The 13,645-nt window shown below is 71.2% G+C and carries 11 protein-coding genes; 4 read left to right on the forward strand and 7 right to left on the reverse strand.

From position 1 onward, the window contains the following. Positions 1-44: 44 nt before the first annotated feature. A complete protein-coding gene (locus AC0680_RS12845) occupies positions 45-2,420 on the forward strand; it encodes a helix-turn-helix domain-containing protein (RefSeq protein ID WP_478627565.1) in 2,376 nt (791 codons plus the stop codon). On the opposite strand, the gene AC0680_RS12850 is transcribed toward AC0680_RS12845, so the two are convergent. The 4 genes from AC0680_RS12850 to AC0680_RS12865 form a co-directional block, all read right to left on the reverse strand. Then, the gene (locus AC0680_RS12850) at positions 2,412-2,891 is read right to left on the reverse strand and encodes an Rv0361 family membrane protein (RefSeq protein WP_478627568.1); all 480 of its coding nucleotides are present in this window, start codon (positions 2,889-2,891) and stop codon (positions 2,412-2,414) included. The two genes, AC0680_RS12845 and AC0680_RS12850, sit on opposite strands and share 9 nt — an antisense overlap. Positions 2,892-3,033: 142 nt before the next feature. After that, positions 3,034-3,714, reverse strand: coding sequence for a hypothetical protein (locus AC0680_RS12855; protein ID WP_478627571.1), 681 nt, complete (start codon positions 3,712-3,714; stop codon positions 3,034-3,036). A 2-nt stretch (positions 3,715-3,716) separates the two neighbouring features. Then, positions 3,717-4,604, reverse strand: a complete 888-nt coding sequence (locus AC0680_RS12860) for a hypothetical protein (RefSeq protein WP_478627572.1) — start codon at positions 4,602-4,604, stop codon at positions 3,717-3,719. Positions 4,605-5,086: 482 nt separating this feature from the next. Beyond that, entirely contained in the window at positions 5,087-7,264 is a 2,178-nt protein-coding gene (locus AC0680_RS12865; protein WP_478627573.1) for a polyprenyl synthetase family protein, read from the reverse strand. 388 nt (positions 7,265-7,652) lie between these two features. Here AC0680_RS12865 and AC0680_RS12870 point away from each other — a divergent pair, with 388 nt between their 5' ends. After that, a complete protein-coding gene (locus tag AC0680_RS12870; protein ID WP_478627575.1) occupies positions 7,653-8,657 on the forward strand; it encodes a terpene synthase family protein in 1,005 nt (334 codons plus the stop codon). Between the two features lie 137 nt (positions 8,658-8,794). Here AC0680_RS12870 and AC0680_RS12875 read toward each other — a convergent pair whose 3' ends face one another. Next, positions 8,795-9,544: a TioE family transcriptional regulator gene (locus AC0680_RS12875; protein WP_478627577.1), complete on the reverse strand. Its 750-nt coding sequence runs from the start codon at positions 9,542-9,544 to the stop codon at positions 8,795-8,797. Positions 9,545-9,602: 58 nt separating this feature from the next. Here AC0680_RS12875 and AC0680_RS12880 point away from each other — a divergent pair, with 58 nt between their 5' ends. Then, positions 9,603-10,808, forward strand: coding sequence for an erythromycin esterase family protein (locus AC0680_RS12880; RefSeq protein ID WP_478627579.1), 1,206 nt, complete (start codon positions 9,603-9,605; stop codon positions 10,806-10,808). A 60-nt stretch (positions 10,809-10,868) separates the two neighbouring features. Here the strand turns inward: AC0680_RS12880 and AC0680_RS12885 are convergent, their stop codons facing one another. After that, positions 10,869-11,810: a CAP domain-containing protein gene (locus tag AC0680_RS12885; RefSeq protein WP_478627581.1), complete on the reverse strand. Its 942-nt coding sequence runs from the start codon at positions 11,808-11,810 to the stop codon at positions 10,869-10,871. 268 nt (positions 11,811-12,078) lie between these two features. Between AC0680_RS12885 and AC0680_RS12890 the strand changes: the two genes are divergently transcribed. Further along, the gene (locus AC0680_RS12890; RefSeq protein WP_478627584.1) at positions 12,079-12,243 is read left to right on the forward strand and encodes a hypothetical protein; all 165 of its coding nucleotides are present in this window, start codon (positions 12,079-12,081) and stop codon (positions 12,241-12,243) included. Positions 12,244-12,362: 119 nt separating this feature from the next. Here the strand turns inward: AC0680_RS12890 and AC0680_RS12895 are convergent, their stop codons facing one another. Further along, entirely contained in the window at positions 12,363-13,637 is a 1,275-nt protein-coding gene (locus tag AC0680_RS12895; RefSeq protein WP_478627586.1) for a glycosyltransferase, read from the reverse strand. Positions 13,638-13,645: the final 8 nt, after the last annotated feature.

Below are 13,645 nucleotides of genomic sequence, written 5' to 3' on the forward strand. Positions count from 1 at the left end.
TCCCTCACCTGGGGGAATCGACATGCCGGGGGAAGGCGTGACCTGTGACGACCAGTGAGTTCAGCGCCCTGTTGAAGCGGCTGCGACGGGCGGCCGGGATGACCCAGGAGGCGTTGGCGGAGCGCGCCGGAGTGGGCGTGCGCACCATCCGCGGGCTGGAGACCGGCGAGCGCGCCGACCCCAGGGTGACCACGGTGCGCCTGCTGGCCGACGCGCTCGGGCTGAGACCCGAGGAACGTGAGGAGCTGATGGCGGCCGCCGTCCGCCGGACCGGGGACGGCAGCCGTCCGGAGGAACCGGCTCCGCGCACCGAGCCGGTGCCGGGCGGCCGGCCGGAGTCGGCGTTGGACGAAACCCTGGCCGACGTGTCCGAGCAGCTGGCGCAGACGGTGGCCGCCCGCTGGCGGCGCGAGGAGGAGCAACGGCAGGTCCACGATCCCTATCCGTTACCGGTGCGCTGGCGGCCGGTCGCCGAGGAGTTGACCGATCACTGGGCCAACATCCGCCGGCTTCCCGCGGGTGCCGCGCCCGGTCCGCTGGACCTGAGCGGGCAACTGGACGAGGTCGCGGGCGTGTACCGGCGGATCCCGTCCGGGCGGCTGGTGGTGCTGGGCCGTTCAGGGTCCGGGAAGACGATCCTCGCCGTGCGGTTCGTCCTGGACCATCTGGCCTCGAGGAGCCGTACCGACGCCGTACCGGTGATCTTCAGCATCGGTTCGTGGGACCCGACCGCGGTGACGTTCCGCGACTGGCTGGCCGCGCAGCTCACCCGCGATCACCCCGGTCTCGCCGCCCCGGGCCCCGGCGGGTCGAGCCTGGCCGCCGCACTGGTCGAGACCGGCCGGGTGCTTCCCGTGCTGGACGGCTTCGACGAGATAGCCGGCGGACTGCGCCGTCCCGCGCTGGAGGCGCTCAACGCCACCACGCTTCCCCTGCTGCTGACGAGCCGTCCGTCCGAGTACGCCGCCGCGGTGGCGGAGACCGACGTGCTCACCTCCGCCGCCGCGGTGGAGCTGACCGACCTCACCCTGGGCGACCTGGCCGACTACCTGCCGCGCACCACGCGCAAGGCCCGCGGTGGGTCCCCCTCGGCGACCGCCTGGGATCCCGTCCTGAACGAGCTGCGCGCACGGCCGCACAGCCAGGCCGGCGCCAACCTCGCCACGGTGCTGACCACTCCGCTGATGGTCACCCTCGCCCGGGCCGTCTACAGCGACACCCCCGGCAACGACCCGGCCTCGCTCCTGGAAACCCGGCGCTTCTCCGGCCCCGACGAGCTGGAGGACCACCTCCTCGACAACTTCATCGCCACCGCCTACCGGCCCCGGCCCGAGCACCGCCCCGGCAGCGGGCCGCGCCGCGCCGTCGCCCCGGAGCGCGCCCAGTACTGGCTCGGCTACCTGGCCGACCACCTGACCCGGCTCGACACCCCCGACCTGGAGTGGTGGCGGCTCGGTCACGGGCTGCGCCGCACCACGCGCACGCTGGTGACGGCGCTGGCGACCTGCCTGGCCATCGGGCTCGTCGACAGTGTCGTCGGCACCCTCTTCGACTCCCTCCGGTTCCAGCTCGCGGACGGGCTCGCGGCGGGACTCCTCTCCGGGCTGCTGTTCGGCATCGCGTACTGGCTGCTGGTCGCGTCCGACGACGCGGCCGTGGAGCCGTCCGGCATGCGCATGAAGCTGTTCGGCATGGACGCGCGGGCCAGACGCAGAGCCCTCCCCCGGCTGGTGATCGGTGTGGTGTGCGGGCTCGTGTTCGGCCTGTGCTACGGCTTCGTCCGCGGGGTGCTCAACGGCATCCTCGCGCACGGCAGCCTCCCGATCGTCCTGGCCGTCGGCCTCGACGACGGCATCATCTACGGGCTCGTGTTCGCGCTGGGAGCCGGCCCCACCTTCGGCCTGCTGGCCCTCTTCGAAGCCCCCCTCGACATCCGGTCCGCCGTCAATCCGGTCAGCCTGCTGCGTACGAACTCCCGGACGGTCGCCACCCAACTCCTGCTCTGGTCCCCCACCTTCGGACTCCTGGTCGGTCTGGGTTCCATGGCGGTGATCGGTCTCGTGGAGGCGGCGGTCACCGGCCCGGTCGTCTGGAGTCTCACGGCCTCCCTCAAGCTCGGCCTCATCAGCGGGCTCGGCGGCGCCCTCGGCTATGCGCTGAGCCTGACCGCCTGGGGCCAGTGGGCGGTGTTCTCCCGGATCTGGCTGCCGCTGACCGGCCGGCTGCCCTGGTCCGTCGTCACCTTCCTCGAAGACGCCTACCAGCGCGGTGTGCTCCGTCAAGCCGGCGCGGTCTACCAGTTCCGCCACGCCCGACTGCAACGCCACCTCGCCCGCGCCTACCGCTCCCCCCTCGTCCCACAGCAGCCGACGGGACCAGACGGCCCACGCCCGACGACCGACGAATCGGGGTCAGCCTGACGAGACGGCTCCCCCGCCGGACGACTCCGGGCGGGACTTCGCAGCGGGAGCGCACAACTTCCAAGCGCCCTTCTCCTTGCGGAGGTAGACGGCCCTCGGCTTCTGGGCGGGCCTGGTGACCACGACACTCGCGATGCTCCCCTTGATCCGGACATCCGACGTCGTCACCGGTATCGGCTTCGAACGGGTATCGCGCTCGGCGTCGTCCGATTCGGCGCCGTCGTCGGTGACATCGCGGGCCTCTTCCCCGCAGAGCAGACCGACCATCCGGGGGGTGTCACCCCGATCGACCGCGAGGGCGAAGTCCGCGACCACCTTCTTTATCCTCGACTGCTCGCTGTCCTGCTGATCCGGGAGCAGGTATGCCGTGATGCCTCCGGCCGCGGCGAGCAGAACGGCGGCCGCCGCGAGGTACCACCACTTCTTTCGACGGCCGGATGGCGGGCGGGAAGACGGCGGGCCCCCCGGCATCGGCGGCGGCGGTGACCCAGCCCCCGGCGGATGAGGTGGCGGTTGGTTTCCTTGCGGAGGCAAGGGCGGTTGGTTTCCTTGTGGGGGCCAGGGACGCTGCGGCTCCTGACCGGGCTGGTGTGACATTTCCCTGCCTCTCTGATCAGGACGGTTCCTCGAAACGCGACATCAGCAGATCGTCCAGCTCCGGCCCGAAGTCCTTCGGGTCGACGTCCCCTTCATAGACCAGGGCGATCCTCCCCACTTCGAGATCCGGGGACAGGCAGTACTTGAGGAGGCCGCCGTCCGTCGTGATCTGCAGCAGGCGCGTCGACGGAATACGCGAGTCGCCCTCCCAGCCGGGTACGCCGTCGGGGAAGTCGGCCAGCCCGGCGATGGTGCCCATGTCGACGGGGCGCGCCACGCCGAACGCGTCCCTGCTCGCCGAGACGAACCCCGCATGGACCTCGCGCAGGAACACCTTCGTCGCTTCCGGGAAGCTCTCCCAGAAATCCGGTTCCTGGAAGGTGCCGGGGTCGTAGCCGATCCAGGAGACCAGTTCGCCGTCGGCCGCCTCCAGGACGTAGACCAGTACCGGGGTGCCGTCGGTGATGCAGACGCGGACGTCGACGCAGTGCTCGTCCAGTACCTCGGCGAACTCCGGCAGGAGGTCGAGGAAACCCTGGTTCCACAACGACAGTGCCGTTCGACGGCGGTCCTCCGCTTCGGCCGACCGCACGATCGGCAGCCACTTCTCGGGGATCCGTGCGGCCTCGTCCGAATCGCCGCCGACGAACGTCAGCGACCAGTCCTCCAACGTAGCCGCGATTTCTGCAGGGCCCATGTCTAACCTCGATGCTGGCTCTTGAGCAGCTGGTCGATGATCCCCTGCAACTTCGTGCGGGTCTCACGCTCCAGCGCGATCTGTTCGTTTATCCACTTCGGATCGGCCCCCGACACATACGCCGCGCTCCGTGATTGCTTCGACTCGTTCGCCGCCTTCGACAACCACTGGAAGTTCAGCGGGGCACGGGAGACCACGTACATGTTCAGAGGCGTGAGCTTCATGAAGCCCCGCATCTGGACGAGCTCGGCCAACGGGACGATGTGGTCCGGCGAGACCGCGGAGTTCCCGGAGTTGAAGGACCCGATCGTACGGCCGGAAGCGGCCGGATATGCCGGATCGGGGTCCGTGGACGCCGGCCGCGCAACTCCGCGGAGCGGGATGTTCCCCACCTTTCCCGGATTGCCCTTTCGGAGGGAGTCGAAGACCGGACGTATCGGGGAACTCTTGGGGACCTCCCAGTTCTTTCCCCTGGGCGGCGGCGAGGGTGCGGTCCAGTTCGACGGAGCCTTCTCCCGGGCCTGCTCGATCTTGTCCAGGGTTCGCCGGACCGGGGCCTTGAGGCCCAGGGGGCTGCCGCCCCCGGCTTCGAGCGCCCGCATCGCCTCCATGCAGGCCCGCAGTTGGGCGACGACCGTGGCCCTGCGAGCCTCCAGTAGCGACTTCTCCGCGTTGTACGCCGACGCGGCCAGGGATTGCTCCGGCATCCGGAAGACATGCGGTTTGGCGTTGTGCGCCCGTATGTCCGCCCCGACCTGCCGGGCCGCCGCGACCTGCCCCGAGCACAGATCAACGGGCCGGACCGGTTTCGCCGCCGCCGGGGAGACGAACCCGAGCAGTGCGACCAGCACCACCAGCGCGACGAGAAGTCGCTTGAATCTGCGTGACACGCCCATGCCTTCGCCCATCGTCGCGATCCGGCACCGTCCACCTCGCTGCCGGGTCCACGCGGTGGCCCCAGCAGTCGGGGCGACGGTTCTCACCTGCGGTGCGAGAGGTCGCATCGGACCGCGGAGACGCCCCCGCCCCCGACAGCGCCTACCGGCACGGGGAGTTCCCGTGCCGGACACGCCTTCCGTCTCTCGCCGTTTCCTTGTCTTCGAGCGGTTCTCGGTGAAGACCGGCCCACCATTACGGGAGGCGCTGAAATGCCGATGAAATATCGCTGATGAGCGGGGCCAGGACCCTGGGACGGCTCAGGCTGGGCGCGAAGCGGCGTTCGGGGACGACTCCAGCAACTGAGTCAGAAATGCCGCAGCCGCACGGTGCGACTACGCGCGCTAAACCGGCACGACGCCGAACGGGCGGGGATCGAGAGAGGGTTGGGGCGGGATCACCCCGCCATCGCCTCCCTAACCCCGAGCGGCTGCCGTCACTTCCACAACTCGCCGTTCCGAGCGGGGACTTCCGGCCCCCGCAGGGCGGCGTAGTTCCCCAGGGCACGCACCAGGATCTTGGTGACGGACTCCGCCAGCAAGGGCTCGAGCCGGCGCCACGCGGCGTCGACGTGGGCCTTCGCCTCTTCGTAGCAGGCTTGGACGGCGCCGCAGCCGGTGACGGCGGTGGCCACCTCGCGCACCGTCGCCGGATCCGCTCCACCGCCGCGCACGGACCTCCACAGCCGGGAGATCTCCTCGGCCGGCAGCAGGGAGACGGAGCGGGCGAGCGGCATGGTGACCTTGCCGGCCCGGAGATCCTCCCCGCAGTGCTTGCGGTGTTCGCCGGGCGGGGCGGGAATCGTCGCGCCGTGCAGGTCGAGGAGGTCGTCGGTGATCTGGTAGGCCGTGCCGACGGCCTCGAAGTACTCCCCCAGAGCGTCGATCCGCGGGGCGTCGCCCCTGGCGATCAAGCCTCCGATCTCGGCGAAGGCGCGGGCCGGCAAACCGGTCTTGAACCGGTGGGCCGCCTGGATGCGGGCCAGCAGCGCGGTCGGATCGTGTGCGGCCACCGCCTGGTCCATCGCCTCGGTGTGGCCTGCTATGTCGACCGCCTGACCGCCGTGCGCCGCCCGCAGGATCCGTATCCACCGCTGGTAGACGCCCAGGCGCAGGGCGTCGTCATCGGGCACGATGTCCTCGATGACGCGGTCGAGGACGAAGTACGCGGCGGTGGCGGCGTTGATCGCGGTCGGCACGCCGTAGACGGTGTGCACGGCCGGAACGCCCCTCCGGGAGGTCGAACCGTCCTGTACGTCGTCGATCGCCAGGTTCGCGCTGTGGATCACCTCGACGACCGCCAGCAACGGGGCGTACGGGCCGCTGGTGACTCCGAGCAGCTCCATCGCCGCGCAGCACACGAACGTCCGCCAGCCCCTGCCCCCGGGGTCCGTGAGGTGGCGGATGGGCCGCACCATGGTCTCGTGCACCGTCGTATCGGGCATGCCGTCCGTCGGGGTGCCGCAGCCGCCGAGGAGCGAGGCCGTCAAGGCCGGTGAGGGGCGGTCCGGGTAGAGCAGGTCCACCTCGCGCCGGGTGACCTTCTGGAGCCGTCCCAGATACTCCTCGATGTCGGTGACCTTCTGGGCGGGCACCACTTCCACCCAGGCCCGTCCCCGGACCGGCCGACCGTCCAGAGTGCCCCGCACCTCGGCGTCCGTGCAGAGCAGCCCCCAGCCGAACAGCAGGCTCCGGATGTCCTGGTCCACGGTCGCCGTGACCGTGAGCTGCGCGTCCACTTCCGGGAGCCGGATCTCCCAGGACGTCGGATAGGTGTTCAGCGTGGCGAGGGAGGTCCACCAGGACGATTCGGCGAGGTGCGGCCGGGCACGGACGACGGTGCCGTCCGGAGCCATGACACCCGCCGCCGTGAGGCGGTCGGTGACACGGCGGGAGACCACGTCCTGGACCCGGACGTCTCCGACGCAGATGTCCCAGCCGCAGTCCAACCCGATGTCCAGACGGCTCCAGCCGGCATCGGCCGCCGTCCTCCCGCCGGTCGTCCGCGGAAGGCCGGCGCCGGTGGTGTGGTCGTACCACCCGCTGCCCGACACCGTCACCGGCCGCTCGCCCGGTACGGCGATCACGCCCCGCACGCCGCAGCGCGGCCGGCAATGGCCGCCCAGGTCCCCAAGGCCCCTGTGCGGGAGAGCTGCCCGGGCGGGCGCGACGACCAGGTCCAGTCCGAGGCCGTCCTCCTCCAGCACGGTGAGCCGGTACGAGCCGTCGGCGGCCTCCTGCAGGGCGGCCACACCGCCGTATTCGAGCCCCACCCGCCCCATGGCGGCGACCGCGACGGGCCCGGGCAGCAGCCGGTCGGGAGGCACCGGTGTGCCGTCCGCCAGCGCCTCCGCCAGCGCCGCCCGCACCCGCGGGTCCATGGCCCCGTCGGCTTCGACGACCGACCGCAGCATCGCCACCGCTTGGCCGTCCATCCAGGTGCGGACAGCCGGCTCCCGGTCACCGACGCCCGACCGGGACCACAACAACGCGTGCCACGGAACCGCTGGGCCGCCGTCCGCCGCGTCCACGCCCCGTAGGAACATCACCGCGAACGTGGACGACTCGCCGGCCTCCCCGGACAGCCGGCCGCGCAGGGCCCACCGCTCCAGCATGCTCCCCCCAACGGCACACCTGCACCCGGCCACGGTGAGCGGCCCAAGGAACCCCGTGCCTGCTTCAGGCCTACCAGGAAGCCGCCACCGGCCAGGCGAGTTGCCCACCAGCGTCCGTCAGCAAACCGCCCCCACAGGTGAACCGCCCACCCCGGCCCCGTCCCCCAGACCACCCCAGCCCCTGCAGATGTGACCACTCCGCAAGGCGAAACCGAACCCGAAACCGGTAACGAGGGGGCGATGCCGCGGCGTTCAACGCGTTCACGCTGCCGGGCGGAGACGAGGCTTGCCGCCGGTCGGCATGGCGGGGTGTCCTGGACCCGCGGTCGCTGTGCGCACCGAGGTGGCACATGGGCCTGCCCTGTTTCCTTGCAGGAGGGACGCGGCCATGCCGCAAGATGTCGAGTTCGTGCTTCCGTTCACCACGCGGATCAGTCCCGACGTGGATGCGGCCCGGACACGCAGCCTCGATTGGTGCCGCCGGCGCGGGCTGGTCACCAACTCCGTCGACGAGGCGCGTTTCCGGCACTGGGACATCGCGGGGCTGATGGCGGCATGGATACCGGACGCGAGCGGTGATCGGCTCGACCTGGCCGTGGCAGCCGTCCTCGTCGCCACCTTCCTGGACGACCAGTTCGACGGCCCTCTCGCCCGGCAGACCCGGCGCGTACGTGCTGTGTGCGACGCCTTCCACGAGGTCATGGCCACCTCCGGCGACGTGGACGGCGGATCCGGACCGCTGATGGCGGCCTTCGCGGAGGTGTGGCGAGGACTGTGCCAGGGCGCATCCGCGGCGTGGATCGACCGGACGGCCCTGCGCTGGGGCTGGCACTTCGACGCGTACGCCGAGGAGGCCGACAACAGGGCGCGCCGCCGACTCCCGACCGTGCAGGAGTACTTCACCCTGCGGCGCAAGTCCGGCTTCGTCTACGCGATGATCGACCTCAGCCAGAAGGCCCAGGGCTTCGAACTGCCCCGGCACGCATACGACGACCCGGTCCTGCGCCGCATGCTCGACATCACCGCTGATGTCGTCGACACGCTCAACGACGTGCACTCCGTCGAGAAGGAAGAGTCCCGGGGAGACCTGCACAACCTGGTTCTGGTCATCGAGCGGGAGAGCGGCTGCGACCGGCGGGAGAGCATCACGCGGATCCAGCGGCTCATCGGCGACTGGAGCCGGGAGTTCCTGGAACACGAGCAAGTGCTGCTCGGCGATGCCGTGCGCGACAAACCGGTGCTGCGGTCCCTCGCCGACTGCATGCGCTCGGCCATGAGCGGCTACCTCCACTGGAGCCGCTCCTGCGGACGCTACGCACAACTGATCCCACCGGCGGAACCCGCCCTGACGGCCGATCTGGTCCGCGTCCGCCGGCATCGGAAGGCCCCATGAACGCCACGGTGCAGGTCGTGCTGTCTCCGCTCCAGCGTGCGCTGGACCAACTCCTGGACACACTCCGCGAGTTGAGCCGTTTCATGACTCGCTGAACGGACATCCGGCCGTGATCGAAGAGCCGTGAGGCGAAAGGCTCATCCGCGCTCGCGCAGATACGCCTCCAGCGCGGCGGCCCCGGTCAGCAGCGCCCGCCCGCGGGTGGTCAGCCGACCGTGCCAGTCGCGCAGGGCGGCTCCCAGCGGCTCCAGCCCGCCGGCCGCCCGTACTTGGGCGAGCAGCGGGGCGATCTGCTCCAGCCGGTAGCCGCCCCGCCTGAGCTGGTGGGCCAGCCGGGCGTCCCGTACGTCGGCCTCGTCGTAGACGCGGTAGCCGGTCCGCGGGTCGCGGCGCGGGCGCACCAGCCCGGCGCGCTCCCATTTGCGCAGCGTCGCGGGCCGGATGCCGAGATTCCCCGCCAGCGGGCCGATGAAGGTGCCGCCGGTCCCGGACAGCGCGGCCGGTTCGGAACCCGCACCGGGCCCGGAGGCCGTCGTGGGCTCCAGGTCGCGCAGGGCGCTCTCGACGGCCTGGAGGGTGCGGCGGTCGTCGAGGAGCTGGGCGTGGCTCTCGTCGATGAGGCGGAACGCCTCCTCGGCCGTGCCCCCGTTCACCGCCCGCATGATCGACGTCGCCGTCTGGTGGCCGTGGCCGGGCAGCAGGGCGAGGAACGCGCGCAGGGCTTCCGCGTGCAGCGAGGTGTAGGTGCGGTAGCCGTGGGGTGTGCGACCGGCGGCCGGAAGGACGCCGGCCGCCTCGTAGTTCCTGATCGCCTGCGTGGACAGACCGTGCCCGCGCGCCAGATCAACCGGCCGGAGACGTTCGCCGGTTTGAAGGTTTCGTCCCATGAGGCCGCCGATATCGTGGAAAAGTTTCAACCGAAGATTCAACGATAGCGTTGAAGGCATGGCTACTGACATCAAGGACACCGTCCATGCCGTCGAGGCCGCTGCCGTCATGGGGCTGCTCCCGGCACGGCCGCGGCTGCTCGCCCTGGGCGAGCCCACCCACGGCGAGGACACCCTGCTCGACCTGCGCAACGAGCTCTTCCGGCAACTCGTCGAGCAGGAGGGCTACCGGACGATCACCATCGAGAGCGACTGCCTGATGGGCCTGGTCGTGGACGACTACGTCACCTCGGGCACCGGCACCCTCGACGAGGTCATGGAGCGCGGGTTCAGCCACGGCTTCGGCGCGTCCGCGGCCAACCGCGAGCTGGTGCGCTGGATGCGCGCCTACAACGACGGCCGGCCCGCGTCCGAGCAGGTCCGCTTCGCCGGTTTCGACGGCCCGCTGGAGATCACCGGCGCCGCGAGCCCCCGGCAAGCCCTCACCGCGCTCCACGGCTACCTCGCGGCCCAGGTCGACGCGGACCTGCTCCCCTGCACCGCGGAGACGCTCGACCGTCTGCTCGGCGCGGACGACCGCTGGACCCGTCCCGCCGCGATGATGGATCCGGCCCGGTCCGTGGGGCGGTCGACCGAGGCCAGGGAACTGCGGCTGCTCGCCGACGATCTGGTGGCGCTGCTCGACGCGCAGACGCCGCACCTGACCGCGGCGACCTCGCGGGGCGACTGGGACCGGGCGCGCCTGTACGGGCGTACCGCCACCGGCCTGCTGCGCTATCACTTCTGGATGGCCGACACCGCACCGGCCCGCATGACGTGGCTGGTGAGCCTGCGGGACCGGATGATGGCCGACAACCTCCTCGCCCTCGCCGAACGGGGCCCGACGCTGGTCCACGCCCACAACGCCCATCTCCAGCGGGACAAGAGCTCGATGCGGATGGGTGACCGGCGGCTGGAGTGGTGGAGCGCCGGAGCGCTCGCCGGCGCCCGCCTGGGCGGGGGTTACGCCTTCCTGGCCACGGCCCTCGGCACGATCCGGCACCACGGAGTGGACACCCCGCCGCCGGACACCCTCGAAGGCCTCCTGTACGCCCTCCCGGAGGACCGCTGCCTCGTCGACGCCCCCCGGCTGACCAAGGCGTTCGGCGACACGCGGCCCGCTCCCCACGGGTCGCCGTACTTCGGCTACTTCCCACTCGACCCGGCCCACCTGGCCGGATACGACGGGATCGTGTTCGTCAAGGACGTCCCGCGGAGTGAGTGAGGGCGTGCCGTCGGCGGCTCGGACGCACCGAGCCGCCGATGCGGCACCCGTTCGCGTGGGTCAGGACCGGGTGGCGAAGTCCTGGGTCCACCAAGGGCCGTTGGAGCGGAGGTTGACGCCCACGCCGGTGAACTTGTAGGAGCAGTTGAGGATGTTGGACCGGTGTCCCGGGCTGTCCATCCAGCCCTTGAGCGCCGTGGCCGGATCCTTGGGGCTCTTGAAGATGTTCTCGGCCCAGCTGCTCCACCGGAATCCGGCATTGGTCATCCGGGTTCCGGGGTCGACGCCTTCGGGGGTGTTGTGCTCGTAGTAGTCGCGGGCCGCCATGTCGTCCGAGTGGGCCTGCGCCGCGTTCTGCAGCCGGGGGTCGACGGTGAGCGGGCCGCAGCCGTGTCGGGCCCGCTGGTCGTTGACCAGGTCGACGACCTTTTGGGCGAACTGCGCGGCGGTGCCGGTCGCGGCCCGTGGTGCGGCGGGGGCGTCGGCTCTCGCCCCGGCCTCCGTGCGGGAGGTGCGGGGCGGCGTGTTCGCGGCCGTCTTGGCGCCGCTCTCGGGGCGGGCCTTACGCGGCCGTTGGGGGGCGTGCCGCTTGCCGTGCTCTTCGGCACCGGAGGGGGAGGCCGACGCCTTGTGGCGCTGGGTCGAGGGAGCGGCACTGGGCGATGCCGGCGGGGCGGAGGCGGTCTCCGTGAGCGGCGCCGCCACGGACCGGTTCGCCGCGAGCTCCTGGTCGGGGCCGGAGCCGGCACGTATCAGCGCCACGGAGCAGCAGCCCGCGGCGATCGCGGCCGCCACCGCCAGCAGCACGGTCCTCCGCCGGGGACGGGGACCGCTGCTGACGGCGCGGTGGTTTCCGCCCCGCTGCGCGGTCCGCCCGCGCCGGCCGCCGGGGCCGGGCGCGGTGGAGCGGCGGTGCGAGGCGGGCCCGCCGGTTCGGCGTCCGGTCCCGGTCGACGTCCCGTCGCGCGGTTCCGCCGGCCGGTGTGCGTCGTCGTTGTTCATGGTGTCGTTTCCTGTGCAGCCGTGGGGCCTGCATAGCCGTGGCCCGTAGGGGATATGGGTCCGTGCGGCCCGCCGTGCGGGCGGACCACGCAAGGGAGACCCCGGTGACGGCTCCGGATAACGAAAAGTGCTCCGCGTATGTCGTACGGCCCCGCCGCGGCCACGTACCGGCGATGTCCGCACGGCAGTGACGTCAAGGGCAGAGGTTGCCAGAGTCAGCCAAAAGCGGTAATGGCCCCATACCAACCCAGCGCATATCATCTACGCCATGGCGCCCCAATGCGTCCCTGACGCCACCGCCGAGGCCAATCGCGCGATACGCGACTTCATGGCCGCCCGCATCGGTCGGCCGCTATGGCCCGAGGAGCAGGACGAGTACGAACACCTGCTTGCCACATGGGCCGCGGCCGTCCACAGCAACGAGAAAGGCTGATAGACCGACCCGCCCTCCAGGCCGCGGCGCAGCACCCGATGGGCGCGGCGCCGCGGCCTGGGGCGGGAACTCATCCTCGACCAACTGCGTGCGAGGCCGGCTCCCTTGGCACAAGTGGTTCACGCGGGAGCGGTGCAGACGTCCATCTGTTCCAGTTCGGCGAGTACGGGGGCGGCTCCGTCCTCCGCGGCGAGGTGGGAGGCGATCGTCCGGGCCCGTCGGGTGAAGGCCTGTCCCTCCACGACGTCGCGCAACGCGTCGGCCAGGCGGGCGGCCGTCAACTGGCGGCGGGGAATCGCGGCGGGGGCGACTTCCATGGCGGCCAGTCGGGAGGCCCAGTAGAACTGGTCGAAGTGGACCGGTACGGGAACGGCCGGCACCCCGGCCTTGAGGCCCGCGCCCGTGGTGCCCGCGCCTGCGTGGTGCACCACCGCGGCCATCCGGGGAAAGAGCCAGTCGTGCGGGACTTCGGAGACGGTGAGGACATCGTCGCCGGCCATGTGGATCCCCAGCCAGCCCGACTGGACCACGGCGCGCAGCCGTGCCTTGCGCAGCGCCTGGACGAGCAGTCCGCTCAACTGCTCAGCGTCTCCCATGGCCATGCTGCCGAATCCGATGAACACCGGTTTGCTGCCGGAGTTCAGAAAGTCGACCAGTCGATTGTCCGGGCGCCAGCCGTCGGGGCGGGGCGGCCACCAGTATCCGCCGGTCCGCTGTCGACCGGACGAGTAGGTGGACGGCGGCACCACCATCGGGCTGTAGCCGTGGCACACCGTCTCGGTGCGCATGGCCCGTAGCGCGCGTCGGTTCGCTTGTTTCGGGAGCCCGAGGTCCTGCTGCAGCACGTTGAGGGACGGTGCCATGTTGAGGCCCGCGCTCTTGGCCACGGCGGCCTCGACGATACGGTCCCGGCAACGGTCGGGCACGACGCCGTTCAGACCGAACCGGACGGCCGAACGCATCGGCTGGAGGTAGGCGCCGATGCAGCGCGCCCCCACGCCTTCGGCGACGAACGCGCAGATCGGATGGGTTACCAAGCCGGTCAGGAGGACGTCCACCCCGCCTCTGGAGGCATTCAGGATCCCCTGTGCGATCTGCGGGAGGAGGTTGCGTCGCATCTCCCGGACGAGACTGCGCGGAGGCGTTGGATCGATGTCGGTCGCCATGTAGTCCATCGGATCCAGCGGCAGGGTCCGGCAGTCCAGCCGATGCGCGCGGACGGCGTCTTCGAAGCGCGCGTGGCACGCCACGGTCACCTCATGGCCGGCGGCCTTCAACCGCCTGCCCAGCCCGAGATACGGAGCCACGTCGCCCCAGGTGCCGGGGCTTGGAATAAGAACTCGCACAGCTCGCCTCGTCAGGTTGTCCTGCTGCCGGTGGGTGGTCCTTGGCACCGCACATC

The sequence above is a fragment of the Streptomyces sp. NPDC043738 genome, from assembly GCF_056436545.1.

Bases quoted from the DNA above. Each gene is read 5' to 3' on its own strand.
- AC0680_RS12850 (WP_478627568.1), bottom strand. From the start codon at position 2,891: ATGCCGGGGGGCCCGCCGTCTTCCCGCCCGCCATCCGGCCGTCGAAAG.
- AC0680_RS12855 (WP_478627571.1), bottom strand. From the start codon at position 3,714: ATGGGCCCTGCAGAAATCGCGGCTACGTTGGAGGACTGGTCGCTGACG.
- AC0680_RS12865 (WP_478627573.1), bottom strand. From the start codon at position 7,264: ATGCTGGAGCGGTGGGCCCTGCGCGGCCGGCTGTCCGGGGAGGCCGGC.
- AC0680_RS12870 (WP_478627575.1), top strand. From the start codon at position 7,653: ATGCCGCAAGATGTCGAGTTCGTGCTTCCGTTCACCACGCGGATCAGT.
- AC0680_RS12875 (WP_478627577.1), bottom strand. From the start codon at position 9,544: ATGGGACGAAACCTTCAAACCGGCGAACGTCTCCGGCCGGTTGATCTG.
- AC0680_RS12880 (WP_478627579.1), top strand. From the start codon at position 9,603: ATGGCTACTGACATCAAGGACACCGTCCATGCCGTCGAGGCCGCTGCC.
- AC0680_RS12885 (WP_478627581.1), bottom strand. From the start codon at position 11,810: ATGAACAACGACGACGCACACCGGCCGGCGGAACCGCGCGACGGGACG.
- AC0680_RS12890 (WP_478627584.1), top strand. From the start codon at position 12,079: ATGGCGCCCCAATGCGTCCCTGACGCCACCGCCGAGGCCAATCGCGCG.